Source organism: Enterobacteriaceae bacterium ESL0689 (assembly GCA_029433525.1).
In the GTDB taxonomy this organism is placed as follows: domain Bacteria; phylum Pseudomonadota; class Gammaproteobacteria; order Enterobacterales; family Enterobacteriaceae; genus JAQTIF01.
The window spans coordinates 1258370-1275909 of record JAQTIF010000001.1; the positions used below are offsets into that span (position 1 = coordinate 1258370).

At 53.7% G+C, this 17540-nt stretch carries 11 protein-coding genes; 4 read left to right on the top strand and 7 right to left on the bottom strand.

Annotation, left to right across the window (positions count from 1 at the left end; translation table 11 throughout):
- The first annotated feature begins 419 nt into the window (after window positions 1–419).
- Window positions 420–2363, top strand: coding sequence for a formate-dependent uric acid utilization protein YgfT (gene ygfT, locus PT300_06180; protein ID MDF7680214.1), 1944 nt, complete (start codon window positions 420–422; stop codon window positions 2361–2363).
- Window positions 2360–2836 carry a 4Fe-4S dicluster domain-containing protein gene (locus tag PT300_06185; protein ID MDF7680215.1) on the top strand — a complete coding sequence of 159 codons (477 nt, stop codon included), beginning with the start codon at window positions 2360–2362 and terminating at the stop codon, window positions 2834–2836. The genes ygfT and PT300_06185 overlap by 4 nt, the downstream gene beginning before the upstream one ends.
- Window positions 2837–2882: 46 nt before the next feature.
- Here the strand turns inward: PT300_06185 and ssnA are convergent, their stop codons facing one another.
- Complete coding sequence (gene ssnA, locus PT300_06190) at window positions 2883–4217, bottom strand: putative aminohydrolase SsnA (GenBank protein ID MDF7680216.1); 1335 nt, start codon at window positions 4215–4217, stop codon at window positions 2883–2885.
- Window positions 4214–7321, bottom strand: a complete 3108-nt coding sequence (ygfK, locus tag PT300_06195; GenBank protein ID MDF7680217.1) for a putative selenate reductase subunit YgfK — start codon at window positions 7319–7321, stop codon at window positions 4214–4216. Before ygfK ends, ssnA begins: the two co-directional genes overlap by 4 nt.
- 519 nt (window positions 7322–7840) lie before the next feature.
- Here ygfK and PT300_06200 point away from each other — a divergent pair.
- Window positions 7841–8677, top strand: coding sequence for an XdhC family protein (locus PT300_06200; GenBank protein MDF7680218.1), 837 nt, complete (start codon window positions 7841–7843; stop codon window positions 8675–8677).
- A 184-nt stretch (window positions 8678–8861) separates the two neighbouring features.
- Here the strand turns inward: PT300_06200 and arcC are convergent, their stop codons facing one another.
- The 5 genes from arcC to ygeW all read right to left on the bottom strand — a co-directional run bounded on the left by arcC (window position 8862) and on the right by ygeW (window position 14977).
- Window positions 8862–9794, bottom strand: coding sequence for a carbamate kinase (gene arcC, locus PT300_06205; protein MDF7680219.1), 933 nt, complete (start codon window positions 9792–9794; stop codon window positions 8862–8864).
- A 21-nt stretch (window positions 9795–9815) separates the two neighbouring features.
- Window positions 9816–11213 (bottom strand): dihydropyrimidinase, encoded by a 1398-nt coding sequence (gene hydA, locus PT300_06210; protein ID MDF7680220.1) that lies wholly within the window; start codon window positions 11211–11213, stop codon window positions 9816–9818.
- Window positions 11214–11256: 43 nt separating this feature from the next.
- Window positions 11257–12474: a YgeY family selenium metabolism-linked hydrolase gene (locus tag PT300_06215; GenBank protein MDF7680221.1), complete on the bottom strand. Its 1218-nt coding sequence runs from the start codon at window positions 12472–12474 to the stop codon at window positions 11257–11259.
- A gap of 62 nt (window positions 12475–12536) precedes the next feature.
- Window positions 12537–13736, bottom strand: coding sequence for a diaminopropionate ammonia-lyase (gene dpaL, locus PT300_06220; protein MDF7680222.1), 1200 nt, complete (start codon window positions 13734–13736; stop codon window positions 12537–12539).
- Between the two features lie 53 nt (window positions 13737–13789).
- Entirely contained in the window at window positions 13790–14977 is a 1188-nt protein-coding gene (gene ygeW, locus PT300_06225) for a knotted carbamoyltransferase YgeW (protein ID MDF7680223.1), read from the bottom strand.
- 547 nt (window positions 14978–15524) lie between these two features.
- Here ygeW and PT300_06230 point away from each other — a divergent pair.
- Entirely contained in the window at window positions 15525–17303 is a 1779-nt protein-coding gene (locus PT300_06230; GenBank protein MDF7680224.1) for a sigma 54-interacting transcriptional regulator, read from the top strand.
- The last annotated feature ends 237 nt before the right edge of the window (window positions 17304–17540 follow it).

Genomic DNA, 17540 nt, shown 5'->3' on the forward strand with positions numbered 1-17540 from the left:
GAACTGATACGATAATCAGCAAGTTGCGCGCACAGAAAGTGATATGCGTAAGTTGTGCCAGAAATAAGCCAATGGCTTACTGATGCGTCATAGTGTGAGATAAATCACGAGAAAAAAGGCGGGTTATCAGTGCGCCTGCGAGAACGCCTGAAGGCGTTAAAAGGGCGATATCACATTGAGAGGGGGAAGTCTCATTTTGGTATAACGCATGTCGCGTTTCATTATCAACATGATGATCTGCCGCGCGCAATCACTAACGCTGTTCGCGATCGCTGCCAGTTCAGGGCCTTGCGCAGCGACCAGGGATCGGTTTTTTGACCTCGTCCGCAAAAATGACCATTCGGATCATACGACTAAAAAAAGTGCCCGATTATTGCATTACAGCCCTGAGTGAGCTACGGCATAACTAAGAGAAGCAAATGAATAAATTTATTATTGCTGATTCCGCAAACTGTATTGGCTGTCATGCCTGTGAAGTTGCCTGTGTCACCGCGCATCGTGGGGATAACTGGCCCGCTCAGCGCAGTGACTTTGCGCCACGCATTCACGTTTTTTTTGATCATGACGCCAGTAGTGCGACCACTTGTCGCCATTGTAATGATGCGCCTTGCGTCGGGGCCTGTCCGACACAGGCGTTGTTTTTTGCGAATAACAGTGTGCAGTTTAAAGCGGCGCTGTGTATTGGTTGTAAAAATTGCATCATCGCCTGTCCGTTTGGCGCGATTGAGATGGTGGCAAACGTTGATGACGCGCCACAGCTGGCGCAGAAATGCGATCTTTGCCGTCATCACCCTTCCGGCCAGCAGGCTTGTGTCGCCAGTTGCCCCACTCAGGCACTGCGCCTGATGGATGAGGCAGGCATCAGGCAACTGCGTCGCGAACGACAAATCCATGCCGCGCTGGAAAAACCACGCTCTGCGTTTCATGGCACAAGGCGGCAAAGCCTGCTCAATAAGTCGCCGCGCGTCGGGGCGCAAAAAGAGGCGGCGGATACCCGCAGACAGCATTTCGCTGAAATTTATCAGCCGCTGAGCAGCAGTGCAGCCCGCTATGAAAGTGAACGCTGCCTTTATTGCGCACAGAAAGCGTGGTGCAACTGGACCTGCCCTCTGCATAACGCGATTCCGGATTTCATCCGCCTGGTACATGAGGGTGAGATTATCGCGGCGGCCGAATTATGCCATCGCAGCAGCTCCCTGCCTGAAATTTGTGGCCGTGTATGCCCGCAGGATCGGTTATGTGAAGGAGCCTGTACGCTGAAAAAGGAGAAAGGGGGGGCGGTAGCCATTGGTAATCTCGAGCGCTATATCACCGATACCGCGCTGACGATGGGCTGGCAGCCGGTGGCGGGTGAGGTCAGCGCACGGCCGGAGCGGGTGGCGGTGATCGGTGCCGGTCCTGCGGGGCTGGGTTGCGCCGATATCCTCGCCCGTGCCGGTGTCCAGGTCGATGTCTTTGATCGTCATCCGGAAATCGGCGGCTTACTGACCTTTGGTATTCCACCGTTCAAACTGGATAAAAACGTGCTGGTGCGGCGGCGGGATATCTTCAGCAATATGGGTATTCGCTTTCATCTCAATCAGGAGATTGGCCGCGATGTGGCGTTTGACAGCCTGGTAAAAGAGTATGACGCCGTGTTTCTTGGGGTCGGCACTTACCGCCTGATGTCTGCCGGACTGGCGGGGGAAGAGGCCCCCGGTGTAATTCAGGCGTTGCCGTTTCTGATTGCCAGTACCCGCCAGGTTATGGGGCTGGCAGAGAGTGCCGAATACCCGCTCATCGAGCTTAAAGGCAAACGGGTGGTGGTGCTGGGGGGCGGCGATACGGCGATGGATTGTGTACGTACCGCAGTGCGCTATGGCGCTGAGAGTGTGACCTGTGCCTACCGTCGTGATGAGCAGAGTATGCCTGGCTCGAAAAAAGAGGTGATCAATGCGCGGGAAGAGGGCGTTAAATTTGAGTTTAATGTTCAGCCGCAGTGCATTCAACGCAACCGCGAGGGGCGGGTGAGCGCGGTGGCGATGATCCGCACCCAGATGGGGGAACCCGGGCCGGATGGGCGGCGGCGTCCGCAGCCGATCGCCGATTCCGGTTTCGAACTGAAGGCCGATGTCCTGATTATGGCTTTTGGCTTTCAGGCTCATGAGATGCCGTGGCTGCAGGGCCATAACATCCAGCTTGACCGCTGGGGACAGATTATTACCGGTGGCAAAGGCCGTGGCACCACCCAAACCAGTAACGACAAAGTCTATGCTGGGGGCGATGCGGTTACCGGTGCTGACCTTGTGGTCACCGCGATGGTGGCGGGACGTCAGGCAGCCAGTGAAATGCTGGCTCAGTTCAGGGCGAAGGAGGATGTATGACCAGTTTTATCGTAGCCAGTTCCCATGACTGCATCGGATGCCGCACCTGTGAAGTAGCCTGTGCGCTGGAACACGCCACAGCCGGAGCAGAGTTTTCTCCCCGGTTGAAGATGATGCGTCTTGCTGAGATCAGCGTACCGGTGATGTGTCATCAGTGTGAGAACGCCCCCTGTGTCGCTGCCTGCCCGGTTGGGGCACTCAGGATGGGCAATGAGCGGGTCGAAGCCAGTGCAGAACGCTGCATCGGTTGTCAGAGTTGTGTTGTTGCCTGTCCTTTTGGCACGATTTCCATCGTCGCCGACAGCGGCAAGACCCCGGTGATTGTCAAATGTGATCTCTGCGCGGATCGAGCAGGTGGCCCGGCTTGTGTTGATGTTTGTCCGACCGCCGCATTGCGTAAAATGACGGAAGAGCAGCTTAATGAACTGCAAAAACAGCGCAATATCGCGACAGCGAAACTACTGACATTGTAACACCGTCACCCCGGCCAGCGCTGATGACCGGGGTGTTTTTAGATTATCAGGGCAAGGTATCCATTCTGGCCCACATTTTTTTCGCTACTTGCTGCGCGGCGGTAAAAATGGGCTGGCAGTCAAAACTGAACTGGCGATCCTGGTAGATCATCACGCCATTCACCATCACACTACGCACGCTGTTGGCACCGAGACCGAAAGCGATATGCCCGGCGATATTTTCGGCGATAAGCGGCGTGGGTGGCAGATAGTCACAGAAAGTCAGATCCGCTTTATACCCCGGTGCGAGCTGCCCAAAGCGGGCATTGAAATTGCGGCTGAGTAGCTCATTGCCGTTGCTCAGTGCCCGGGCGAAGCTGTCCGGCCACAGCGGGCCACCGGCGTCACGGTGTTTGAAGAAGGCAAACTTCATCTCCTCAAACATATCGGAACCGATACCATCGGTGCCGAGGGCCAGATTGCGGATCTGTGGCAGGCGATGATTATAACCGACATGATTGTTCATGTTGGAGCGGGCGTTATGCACGAGGAAAGCATCGGCGTCGTTGAGTATTTCCACATCCGCATCGGACAGATACAGCCCGTGGGCAACAAGCGTTTTACGGTCGATCAACCCCGCTTCCGCCAGTCGCTGCAGTAAATCTTTGCCGTAATGATGATGGCTATGGGAGACATCGTAGCTGTCCTCCGCCGCATGGATATGCAGACCGCGACCGGTGGCTTTCAGCGCTTCACTGAGCATCGTCAGCCCCTCATCAGGCACGGTAAAGGGGGCGTGAGCGCCGATATGGGCCTCCACCAGATAAGGCTGGTCGCCCTTCTGACGCGCGGCATCGACTTCTCTGGCGAAACGAATATTTTCATCGACGCTGTCCCGTAACTCGCGGTGACCGGCGTTGCGGTTAGTGGTTTCGAAACAGGTTATGCCACGCAGACCCACTTTGAGAAAAGCATGGCGTAGCTGGCTCAGCGAGCCCGCGATGTAGTGGGGGGAAGCGTGATGATCAATCACGGCGGTACAGCCACTGCGCACCGCCTCTATCGCGCAGATAAGCCCGCTGTAGTAGAGCGACTCTTCATCCAGCGCCCGATCCAGACGCCACCACAGATTTTTCAGCGTTGAGATAAAATCGGGACTGGGGGCAATCTTCGCCTGAATGCCACGGGACAGGCCGGAATAAAAGTGGTTATGCGCACAAACCATCCCTGGCATCACCAGTTGCCCGTGCAGATCCCTGACTTGCGCTTGCGGGTAACGCTGGCTGAGATCCGCCCCTATATCGAGAATGGTATCACCTTCGATAGCGATATCGATATGCTGCCACACCTTCGCCGGATAGAGTTGTGCGGCGGTGGCATTCTGTAAAATCAGGATACTCATACTTCAACCCCTCCCAGAAGATAGCTTTGATGCTGATGAATATGGCTGATAATCCGGCACATGGCGGTTAACGGCGTCGGGATCTCGCTAAACTGGCCGTGAGGGTTAATTTCAAGCTGCCATGTTTTATCGTCCTGGCGCACGCTGACGCGGGTGTCATCGACGAAGAAGCCGGGATTGGTGCTGTTGCGAAAATCTTCTGCCAGACTGAAGACCGTGATTTTGTCTTTGTACGGTTTCCCCTGCCACGGACAGAACTGCGCACAGTTACCGCATTCGTTGCAGTAAGCGTCAAGATGCAGAGTCTGGAATCGATTCTGGAAACCCGGTACTGCCAGCGAAATATTGGCCCGATTCGGACAGACATCGACGCACTTACTGCAAATGTAGTTGCACTCCAGACAACGTTTCGCCTCCTGAGTGACAAACGCTTCGCGGTCATCTTTATCAATCAGGGTGACGGCGATCGTGCCTTTGCGCTGATAGACTTGCGCCGGATCAACGTTATTCCAGTACTTGTTGTTATAGCGGCTGGCAATATTTTCCCGCGCGAGGATAACATCTGTTGCCCGGCGCGCATTGCCGATAGCAGAGACGATCGACGAGGGGCCACGCTGGACATCGCCAATCAGGAACACGTTCGCCCGGCTGGTCTCCCCCTCCGCATTCACTACCGGCCAGCCCGCGGGATTGAGCGGGATCCCCATCGCCGCGAGCACTTCGCTGTTCTGTTGTTCGCCGATAGCGGTAATCAGGGAGTCGATTTGCAGGGTGCGGGTTTCATCGGTGGCCAGCGGACGGCGACGGCCTTTCTCATCCGCTTCTCCCAGTTGCATGACACGCACCACTAGCGTGCCATCGGCGTTAAATTGTTCCGGATGACACAGCCACGCGAAGTCAACACCGTCAAGCAACGCTTCGTCATACTCTTCACGCCAGGCGGGCATCTCCTGTTGTGAGCGGCGATAAATGATGGTCGCGCTTTGTACGCTGGGGATGCGAAGTGCCGCACGGGCGCAGTCCATCGCCGTATTACCGGCACCGACGACCGCCACATGTTTTCCCATATTCAGTTTATCGCCGCGGTTAAAGGCACGTAAAAAGTCCAGTGATTTATGGATATTCGGATTATCGCCCGCCAGTTGTACACCGCTGTTCTTATCGGTGCCGATACCAACCAGCACGTAGCGGAATCCCGCGGCCTGCAGTTGTTCGACATTCAGATGGCGATCGCAGCCGTACTCAATTTTTACCCCATGATCAACAATAAAGTCGATATCGTGCTGGATAAGTTCTGCCGGGATACGGAACTGCGGAATGATATTTTGCACCACGCCACCAGCGTTGGCTTCGCGCTCAAACAGCGTCACCGGATGCCCGGCACGGGCGAGGAAATAGCCTGCGGCGAGACCGGCAGGGCCTGCGCCGATCACCGCCACCGGATGCCGGGAGCCGGTACCAGCGGGTTTATACCAGCGTTTGCGGTATTCCTCCCAGCCCTTCTCCAGCGCGACTTTTTTTAGTTCGCGAATATTAAGGGCGCTGTCGTAATCCAGCCGTGTGCAGTTGTACTGACACTGGTGATCGCAGATATGGCCGGTAATCGCAGGTAAGGCATTGCGCTGATAAATCAGATCCAGCGCATCGGCATAACGCTTTTCTCCCAGCAGACGAATATATTCCGGGATATCCTGTTTGATCGCACAGGCAGTGACGCAGGGGGCGACGTAGCAATCCAGTAACGGCAGTGCCTCGCCAGTATCAATACGTTCTTTTGGCTTCCACTGCTTTTGGCTGTAGTCCATGTGTAGCGCCTCTTCTGCCAGCGCGTTCAGACGTTCGACATCAATATGTTTTAGCGCCCAGTTGTCGGCCTTTTCCAGTTCGCGCATACACTCGCTCAGGCGCAAATAGCCCCCTGGCTTGAGCAGATCGGTAGCCATAGTGATCGGGCGAATACCGGTTTCGAAAATAGCGCGGATATTGATCTGGTTGGCCCCCCCGGAGTATGAAATCGGAAGCTGGCCATTAAACGCGCGTGAGAGCAGCGCGGCGACGTTGATCGATAACGGAAACAGGGCGCGGCCAGACATATACATTTCATTGCCAGGCAGCGCCCCTTTATTGTTGATCGTGCCGAGGGTGTTGGTTAGCTTAACGCCAAACGACAGATGGCGTTCTGCCGCCAGTGCCATCAGGCGGCCCAGCATCTCAAGGGCGCGATCGATTTTCAGATCGTGATCAAACGCTTCTTCACTCAGACCGATATAGTCAAAACCACAGCGGTCGAGGATCTCCCTGACCCGTGGATAGCCGAGCAGCGTCGGATTGAGTTTGACAAAGGTATTCAGCTTTTTCTCTTCCAGCATGTAACGGCAGATGGCTTCGATCTCATCGGGCGGGCAGCCGTGCATGGTCGAGAGGGTGACTCCTTCCACCAGCCGGGCGGGGATACGCCCGGCCAGTAGCGGTAGCGCAGTTTTACGCGCACTTTTCGGCAGACGCTCAATAAAGGCCGGATTTTCCAGCCAGTGACTCAGGATATCGCGATAGCGAGCGAAAGCAGGATGCGCGGAAGCATCGATCATGTTGTCGATAAATTCCTGCATCGGCGGCTGCTTAATCCCTTCCAGGTTATAGCCGACGCTCATGTTGAAAATAAATGATTTCCCGGCATTAATCGGGGTCAGCGGAAAGATCTGCTCCAGCAGATGGAGGACGAACCAGGCCTTCAGATACTCATCCCAGGCTTTTTTGAGGGTAAATTCGGTTGACCATTCGGTGTTAAAACACTCATCTTCGGCATCGATACAGGGTTTTTCCAGTTCCAGACGGTCAAGGATCTGTACGGTTTTCAGCTCAATAAACCTGCCGCCTGTCAGCCAGGCGGTAATAATATTTTGCGCCAGTTGGGTATGTGGCCCGGCCGCCGGGCCGAGCGGGGTGGCACAATCTTCACCGAACACGCTGATCGCAGGATGGGGGGTTTGCGGGGTGTAAAATTGTTGTTCAGGAATGCCAAAAATAGATCGCTGGCTCTGATATTCATCGAAAATGCGCGTTAAAAGTTCCTCAAACGGCACGGGACGCATGATGTCTCCCATAACCTTCTCCTTAAATATCATTATAAGATCGACATTGCCGGGGGTAATCATTCCGACGGGTGACAAAAGAGCAGCAACAATCACACCAGTTATGCAAATAACGCGGACGAAGTAATGAATTTGTGAAGTAGGTCGAGACACTCTCTCCGCGCAGGAGGGGATTTGATGCTCAGGCAAGACCCGTCAAAATCGATGGATGCCGCTGGCCGATAGAATTTCTCAAAAACCGATCTCAACTATCAGAATGATAATTTGCGCTGATCAGCGCCCGCTGATTGTCGTGCGTCATCGCTGGGATGAGCGCTTTTTTGCCTTGCGGCAGAGAGCATCATCACAACGTTGTCGCCATTTCAGTATTACTCTGGCTATCAAAATGATCTGGCGCATATTTTTATGATCAAAAAACGCGGATCAGCATAAATCTTGCATCATACAAGCGGGTATTGCTGCGACTGTTTCTGCCAGAGAAACATCGCAGCCAGGGTGAGATAACAATAGCAATAGTGGACTGAGGTGGCTATGAATATTTTCGCAGAAGCAGCACGCCTTGAAGAGCAGAATCACCCCTTTGCTCTGGCGCAGATTGTGGAGAGTCGTGGCTCCACCCCAAGACATTCGGCACAGATGCTTATCCGCGAAGACGGTTCCATTATCGGCACCATCGGCGGTGGAATGGTGGAGCGTAAAGTTATCGCTGCGGCGCTGGAGGCGCTGCGTGACAAGGAGTCACGCATGTTTCATGGCCGTATGACACGTACCGGTAACGATGCCGTGGGCTCGGACTGCGGTGGAGCGATGGCGGTGTATATCAGCGTGCATGGTCAGCGTCCGCGTCTGTTGTTAATCGGTGCCGGGCACGTTAACCGCGCGATCGCGCATATTGCGGCGTTGCTGGACTTTGAGATCTGCATCGGTGATGTCTATGCGGCAAATCTCTCTTCTGACATGTTCCCGGCCTCAGTGCGGCTGTTACATGCGCCCGACTTTACCGCGGTGGTGGAGGCGATGGCGGTCCGGCCACAGGATTTTGTCTTGATTGCCACTAATCATCAGGATCGCGAAGCGCTGGAGCGGCTGATCACGCAACCTGTCGCCTGGCTCGGCTTACTGGCCAGCAGACGAAAGGTACAGGCTTTTTTATGTCAGATGCGGGAAAAAGGCATACCGGAGTCAGATATCAGCCGCTTACGGGCACCGGTGGGTTATGATATTGGTGCCGAGACGCCGAGCGAGATTGCCGTCAGCGTCCTGGCGGAGATCCTGCAGGTAAAAAATGGTGCCCCTGGCGGCCTGATGATGGCGGTAAAAAATGCCGCTCAGCACGATTATCTGACTGAAATGGCCGCGGCAGGCTGAGCCTCTTTCGGCTGAATAACAGCCCGTCTTACTTGCCATTTTGGCCCTGGGCAGTGTTCGAAATCCTCACGTACTGCGTGTACGCTGCGGTTTCTCCGCGCTGTCCGTGTCCAGAGTGGCTGCGTCAATTAACACCTGGTGAGCCAGGCGCTAAGTTGCCGGAGATTCCCGGCAACGGGCTGTTTTACTGACTGATAAGCGTACCGGTATGCCCGGCGATCCCCTCACTGGCTTTACTGAGCATGGTGATCAACGCCTTGCGTCCGGGACGCGAACGGGCGAAGGCGACTGCCGCTTCGACTTTGGGCAGCATCGATCCTCTGGCAAACTGTTCTTCAGCAATAAAGTGTTCCGCCTCCTGTGGCGTGAGGCTATCCAGCCACTGCTCATTCGCTTTGCCGAAGTTGATCGCCACTTTTTCCACTGCGGTAAGAATGATCAGCATATCGGCATCGATCAGCTCCGCCAGCCTGGCGCTGGCCCAGTCTTTGTCGATCACTGCACTGGCACCGCGCAGATGTTGCCCTTCACGGATCACCGGAATACCCCCACCACCGACGGTGATCACCACCTGCCGCGCTTCCATCAGCGCTTTTACTGTTTCTTTCTCAATAATATCCACCGGCTTCGGCGAGGCGACAACCCGACGATAACCGCGTCCGGCATCCTCTTTCATGACATAACCCTTTTTGCGCAGTTTTTCGGCCTCTTGCTGGCTGAAGAATGAGCCAATCGGTTTGTCAGGATTGAGAAACGCCTTATCACTGGCATCGACTTCGACCTGGGTTATCAGCGTTGCCACCGGAATATCCAGCTGGCGTGACAGTAGTGCTTCACGCAGCGCGTTTTGCAGATCATAGCCGATGTAGCCCTGACTCAGTGCGACGCAGACTGACATCGGTAGCATCGGGGTATGGGCGTCGGTGTTGGCGGCGGCTTCAAACGCCAGATTAATCATCCCGACCTGGGGGCCATTACCGTGGGTGACGACCACCTGGTGACCCTGAGCGATCAGATCGGCGATGGTTTGCGCCGTTTGTTTGACTGCCTGCATTTGTCCGGCGAGATCGTTACCAAGTGCATTGCCGCCGAGAGCGAGAACAATTTTTTTACTCATAACTTCCTCTTATTGATTATTTTATCTACCGTGATCGTACTGCGCGGGCGAAAACCGCTTACGGCGTAAGAACCGGCCCTGTCCGGCATGACCGCTAAAAATACCGTTATCAAAGATGATTTTTCCGTGAGAGAGTGTCTGGCGAATCGCCCCCTGGCAGACAAAGCCCTCATAGGGTGAGTAGTCAGCGTTATCGTGCAGCATGTCATGACGGATAGTGGTCGTGGATTGCGGATCGATGATCACCACGTCACCATCGGCACCGGGTGCCAGCACCCCTTTCTGTGGCCATAGTCCAAACAGCTTCGCCGGCTGTGTACTGGTCAGCGCGACAAAGCGCTCAGGGCTGATCCGTCCGGTCATAACACCATAAGAAAACAGCAACAACAGGCGATTTTCGACCCCAGGCAGCCCGTTCGGACAGCGGCTAAAGTCGCCGCCTGAAACCTGCTGACGCTGCAGTGAAGAGAAGGTGCAGTGATCGGTGGCGACGGTATCGATGGTGCCATCACTGATCCCGCCCCATAACGCGTCGTTATTGCTGGCGTTGCGTAGCGGCGGGCTGAGCAGGTAATTAAGGGCATCTTCACGCTCATAGCAACGCTCATCAAGCAGCAGATATTGCGGACAGGTTTCGATCCATACCGGCTGATGGCGCTGTTTCGCCAGGCGCAGATATTCCAGTCCTGGCGCGTTGGAAAGGTGCACGATGTAGAGTGGGGCGTTTTCTGCCAGCTGTGCCAGATTGATCATCCGGGCGATGGCTTCTGCTTCACACTCCAGCGGACGGCTCAGGGCATGATAGCGTGGTGCTGTCTTACCGGCGTTGATAAATTCCGCCCGCCGCTGGGCGATGGCAGCATCGTTTTCCGGGTGGACGGTGGTCAGTGCCCCTGCGCGTTGCAGATGACGCATGGCTTGGAGGACGTCACTGTCGTTGAGTTTGTACTGGTAGGTCAGATAGAGCTTAAAGCTGCTAATACCGATCTCGACCATCATCGGTATTTCATCGAGAATACTGTGGTTAACATGCTGAATAACACCATGAAAACTGTAGTCAATCACCGCTTTATAGGCGGCATAGCCGCGATAGACCTCAAGCTGATGGCGCAGATGACAGCCCACCGGCCCGAAGCCCATATGGTCAACGATGGTGGTCGTGCCACCACAGGCGGCGGCTCGTGTACCGGTAAAGAAATCGTCACAACTGCGGGCGAGGCCGACATCAATATTGAAATGAGTATGGACATCAACGCCACCGGGCATCACGTAGCAGCCTGCGGCATCGATAACCTCACAAGGTAAAGGTGCCTCAATCGTATCGGCAAGGCATTTCACCAGGCCATCTTCGATCAACAGATCCTGCTTTTTCTGCCCGTCAGCGTTGACGACAAGGCCATTTTTAATCAGTAGGCGCATAGAAACCTCAATATGCCGCCGCAGGATGCGGCGGCAGAAAGCGTTACGATGATTCCGTGGCCAGCCAGCTCAGGGGAATAGCGGCATACATCGCGGCACAGGTGACCAGATGCGATTTCCAGGTTTTCTCATTCGGCGCGTGAGCTTCCGGCTCTTTACCGGGACCAAATCCGATAACCGGGATACCATGACGCCCCATGATCGAGACCCCATTGGTGGAAAAGGTCCATTTATCGACCACCGGTGCGGTGCCAAACAGACCTTCATAAGCGTTACGCAGGGCGCGAACGGTGAAGTGATCCTCTTCGACTTTCCAGGTCGGGAAATAGCACTCGGTCGGGTAGACCAGTCCGGTCCATGAAGGGCGTTGGTAGTTGTACATCGAAACCGTCGCCTGTGCTTTCTTCACCGCGGGCAGGGCGCGGATCTCTTCCAGTGCCCCTTCCCAGCTTTCGCCCCAGGTCAGGCGACGGTCGATGGAGACGGCACAGCTGTCAGCGACCGCACAGCGGCTGGGTGAGGTGAAGAAAATTTCAGAGACTGTCAGGGTGCCCTTGCCGAGGAAGTCATCATGGCCCAGATTGTGCGAAAGTTGTTCCAGTTCAATCAGGATCGGTGCCATTTTGAAAATCGCGTTATCGCCGCGTTCCGGTGCTGAGCCGTGACAGCTGACCCCCTGTACCTCCACCCGGATCTCCATGCGTCCGCGATGGCCGCGATAGATCTGACAGTCGGTAGGTTCGGTACTGACCACAAACTCAGGGCGGATACCGGATTGTTCGATGATGTACTGCCAGCACAACCCATCGCAATCCTCTTCCTGAACGGTGCCCGTCACCAGCAGGGTATATTCATCCTCCAGCCCCAAATCCTTGATAATTTTCGCGGCATAAACCATCGACGCCATGCCACCTTCCTGATCCGAGGTGCCGCGACCGCCAATCAGTTCGTCGGTTTCCATCCCTTCATAGGGATCGAAATTCCAGTTTTTGATGTTACCAATGCCCACGGTATCGATATGCGCATCCATCGCCACCAGGCGTGGGCCATGTCCGACATAGCCAAGAATATTGCCCATCGGATCAATCTCGACCTTGTCAAAACCCACTTTTTCCATCTCTTCTTTGATGCGATGTACCACTCGTTTTTCGTCGCTGCTTTCACTGGGAATGGCGACCATATCGCGCAGGAAGCGAGTCATCTCTTTTTCGTACTGCTTTGATTTTTCCAGGATCGCTTTGAATGGAATTTGTTTAGCCATAACGATATTCTCCAGTTCTGAATACAAACTTCCCGCCAGAGGGGAAGAATCTGATAGGTTTGCTACTGCACAGCAGGGTATTTGCCTTGCCAGACGATTTCGCGATACTGTTTTACGTCGGTGTCGCCTTCGGTGCTAATCACCAGCACCACCGAATGGCTGTCCAGTTTGAAGGTGTGCATCAGTGCTTCGCGCTGGGGATTGAAATGCACAGCGGCCAGCAGCCCAAGCCCGACGGCACCGGATTCGCCGGATATCACCCGTGGATCATGGCCTGCCGGATTACCCAGCACCCGCATTCCTAAAGCGGCGACGGTGTCCTCACAGGAGACAAACTGGGTGGCACAGTTGCGCAGCACCTCCCAGCCCAGCGGATTGGGCTCACCACAGGCGAGCCCTGCCATAATGGTTGCCATCTCTCCACCGACGTTGACCATCTCGCCTTTCACCGCCGAACGGTAGAGACAGTCGGCCAGTTCTGGCTCGACGATGATCGAATGGAGCTGCCTGGCATCGTAAATATCGGTCAGATAACCCAGCACGCCTCCCGCCATGGCCCCGACCCCGCCTTGCAGGATGACGTGGGTAGGGCGCGTGATCCCCATTGCACTGAGCTGCTCTGCGGCTTCATCGGCGAGGGTAGCGTAGCCCTGCATGATCCAGGTCGGAATTTTGCTATAGCCTTCCCAGGCGGTATCCTGAACCATTTCCCAGCCGTTTTTCTGTGCCGTTTGCATAGTCAGGCGCACGGTATCGTCATAGTTCATATCGGTGACGATACACTCAGCACCAAGGCGCAGAATGGCGTCTACCCGCTGCTGGGCCGAGCCTTTCGGCATATAGATGACCGCTTTTTGTCCTAACTGGCGTGCCGCCCACGCCACGCCACGACCGTGATTCCCATCGGTGGTGGTGGTAAAGGTCATCGGTTCTTTGATGTTTGACTTAAGTTGATCGAAAGAGAGATCGTTGATGTCTAACTGATATTTTTCGCAAAGTAGCCGGGCGATGGCATACGAACCGCCCAGCATTTTGAAAGCGTTGAGGCCAAAGCGCTGAGATTCGTCTTTCACCACAATTTTTTGCACGCCAAAAAGGGCAGCAAGTGCATCGAGGGCGACCAGAGGGGTCGATTGATAGCCGGTCATCTTCTGGTGAAAGCGACGCGCCTGTTGTGCCTGCTGGCGTGAAAATAAGGGTGACGTCTCGCCATTAAAAAAACGGTTGCCGACAATATCCATTTTCAGTGAGAAAGCAGACATATTCGATCCTTATACATTCGGTTGTGGCGTTGGCCCGCTGGCCAGGCCAGGGATTATTTAACGCGCTTCTGTGCTTCCTTAAGCAGTTGCTCCAGCAGCAGGCCGGGGCTCAGGTATTTGCGGCAGACGATCATCGCGGCGATGATATAAGGTTTCCAGCTTGCTTCTTTGTAGGTGGCGATGCGGTACTTCTCGAACACCGCCTGAGCGACCTCACCCGCGTCACAGGAGATACCGGTAATATCTGCTGGCAGGCAGTGCATATAAAGCCCTTCACCGTTGCGGGTATGCTTCATCATTTCTTCGGTGCAGTGCCAGTTTTTATGCTCTGCGTTCTGCCGCAGGCACGCTTTTTCCAGCGCTTTCAGGCCGTCATGATCGTTAGCACGCAGCAGTTCGGTGCGTTTCTCCATCACCTGATAGGGTGCCCATGATTTGGGGTAGACGATATCGGCATCCTGAAACGCCTCTTCCATACTGGTGACCTGGTGGAAGCTGCCACCGGAGGCTTTAGCATTGTTTTTGGCTACTTCGATAACATCCGGGATCAGGTCATAGCCTTGTGGATGGGCGAGCGTGACGTTCATACCAAAGCGGGTCATCAGGCCGATAATGCCCTGGGGAACAGAGAGCGGTTTACCGTAGCTGGGTGAGTAAGCCCAGGTCATGGCGATTTTTTTACCTTTCAGATTTTCCAGCGAACCGAAATGCTCACGCAGCCAGGCGAGATCAGCCATTGATTGCGTCGGATGGTCGATATCACATTGCAGATTGATCAGTGCCGGACGCTGCGGCAGGACACCCTGTTTATAGCCATCATCAAGAGCATCGCCGACTTCGCGCATATAGGCATTGCCCGCTCCGAGGAACATATCATCACGAATGCCGATGGCGTCGGCACAAAAAGAGATCATATTGGCGGTTTCGCGCACGGTTTCGCCGTGGGCGATTTGTGATTTACCTTCGTCCAGATCCTGTTGTGCCAGCCCTAATAAATTTAATGCTGAGGCGTAAGAGAAGCGGGTGCGGGTTGAGTTATCGCGGAACACGGAAATCCCCAGACCGCTGTTAAACACTCGGGTCGCGATATTTTCCGCACGTAGTGCTTTCAGTGCGGCTGCGACATCCAGTACCTGTTTCAGTTCATCCGGCGATTGCTCCCAGGTCAGCAGAAAATCTTTTTCGCTGAGGTGAGAGTTAAGTTTGTTAATATCCTTAATTAGTTCGTTAACAGTTTTCATGTTTCAATCCTGGTCGTGTATGACGGCTTAATGATGGCTGGGGAGTCAGAAGGGTAACCGTGCTGAATGAGTGACTGCCCGCACGGTATAATCACTAACAATAAACGTGCCAGATTTTTGACAAGAACATGCCAGCCGGAAGTGTGATCAGATTTAGCGCCTGGTCCATCAGGCTATTTGACTTGCTATTTTGGCCCTGGGCAGTGCGCGAAATCCTCACATACTACCTGTACGCTGCGGTTTTTCCGTGCTGTCGGTGCCCAGACTGGTGGCATCGATAACGCCTGTTTGTGTGAAATAGGGTGGGGTTAACCGGGAAAGGCGTGACATTATCATATTTATATTGCACCAATATGATAAAACCGCGGCTGAAATTATCATAATGATAGCAAACTGTGATAGCGATTCCATATTTCAGATAAGACCTTAAATTTAGCCCTGTTTATATCAATAATTCCGTATAAATAAAGTGGTATCATGACGGCAATATAGCATTAAAAGCGCACGGCGCTGTTCATATGAGCAATAATAAAGAAGGACGATGAAGATGATACTATCCAAAGAACCTTCGATTTTAATGCAGATTCAGCCTGCAATTCAGAAATTTGCACGGATGCTTTCCAGTGTGCTGCAGCTGGATATCGAAATTGTCGATAACGAATTATGCCGGGTAGCGGGAACCGGTGCCTACAGTAAAAAGATTGGCTGTAAATTAAACTCAGATTCACGACTTCTTCGCTATACTCTTGAAACACAGAGTGAAAAAATCGTGACTCACTCCCGCTTCGATCCGCTGTGTAAAGGGTGTGGTCATAAAGATAAATGTGAGGAAAAGGCCTTTATCGGCACCCCGGTGATGTACCATGATCGTTGTGTCGGGGTGATTAGTCTGCTGGCACTCACCCGCGAACAGCAAGAGCGCATTCATGCCAATATTCAGGAATTTTCCGATTATGTTCGCCATATTTCATCGATATTCGTCGCCCGTTTTTTACAGGATCGAACCAGCGGCGATAATAGCCAGAAAATATTTTTAACCATGGTTAAAAATATGGATCAGGGGGTGTTGGTGGTCAGTCATGATCAAAAAGTGAAATATGCTAATCAGATCGCACTAAAAATAATGCATGTGAGCCAGAGCAATATTATTGGTAAAACCATGCATTTTCAGCCACTGACTTTCGAGAATAATTTTAAGCATGGCCATATGCAGCATATTATTTCATTTAATGATCGCAAAGAGTTAATTATTGGCCAGCTTCATATGGTGCAGGATCAATGGCTGTTTTTAATGGCTTTTCATCAGTCCCATTCTCTGACCGACTTCAGCAACGAGCAAGAGGGATCGCAGATTGAGGAGATGATCGGTGAGTGTCGGCCGATGCGACAGCTTAAAAGTCTCATCAGTCGCGTTGCGCCAGGCCCTTCCAGCGTGATGATTGCCGGTGAAAGTGGCACCGGAAAAGAGGTCGCTGCTCGGGCGATTCACAAGCTCAGTGACCGCCGGGCGAAACCTTTTATTGCGATTAACTGTGCCGCGATCCCGGAATCATTGCTGGAGAGTGAACTGTTTGGTTACGTCAAGGGCGCTTTTACCGGCGCTTCGGCCAACGGTAAGACCGGGTTGATTCAGGCGGCTAACAGCGGAACGCTGTTTCTGGATGAAATTGGCGATATGCCGCTCACGTTACAGGCCAAACTGTTGCGGGCGATTGAGTCTCGTGAAATTCAGCCGGTGGGAGCCAGCCAGCCGGTGCCGGTGGATATCCGTATTATTTCTGCAACCAATCAGAATCTTGAACAATATATTGCTGAGGGTAAGTTCCGCGAAGATCTCTATTATCGCCTCAATGTTATTCCACTGCGCCTGCCACCGTTACGTGAACGGCAGGAGGATATCGAACTGCTGATTCACTACTTCCTGCATTTGCATACCCAGCGGCTCAACCTGGTTTATCCTGGTGTTGCCCAGGAGGTGATTAACTTTCTTAAACGCTACCGCTGGCCAGGCAATATTCGTGAACTCAGCAATCTGATGGAATACCTGGTCAATGTGGTGCCATCAGGTGAAATCATCAATATGTCATTGCTGCCGCCTAATCTGATGCGCCAGCGTGAACAGTCTGGCCCGTCGGTATCACCACCGGTGACGGCAACGGTGATCTCGCCAGAAGAGAGTGTGACAGCGCTGGAAGAGATGGAGCGGCAGATGATCCGCGATGCGCTCTCTCGTTATCGCAATAAAAAACAGGCAGCGGACGAACTGGGGATTGGTATCGCGACGCTGTATCGTAAAATTAAGAAGTATTCACTGATCGCCGGATAGCGGAGGAATTAGAGCCTGGCCCACCTGCTTATTGACGCAGCCAGTCTGGACACGGACAGCGCGGAGAAACTGCAGCGTACAGGTCGTACCTGAGGATTTCGAGCATGGCCCAGGGCCAAAATGGCAAGTAAAATAGCCTGATGGGCCAGGCGCTTAACTGCGGCTGGAAAGCACGCTCAGTAATATTAATAAAATAATTCAACAATAACGCCAGGTGGGATAGACTCTGAAGCGCGG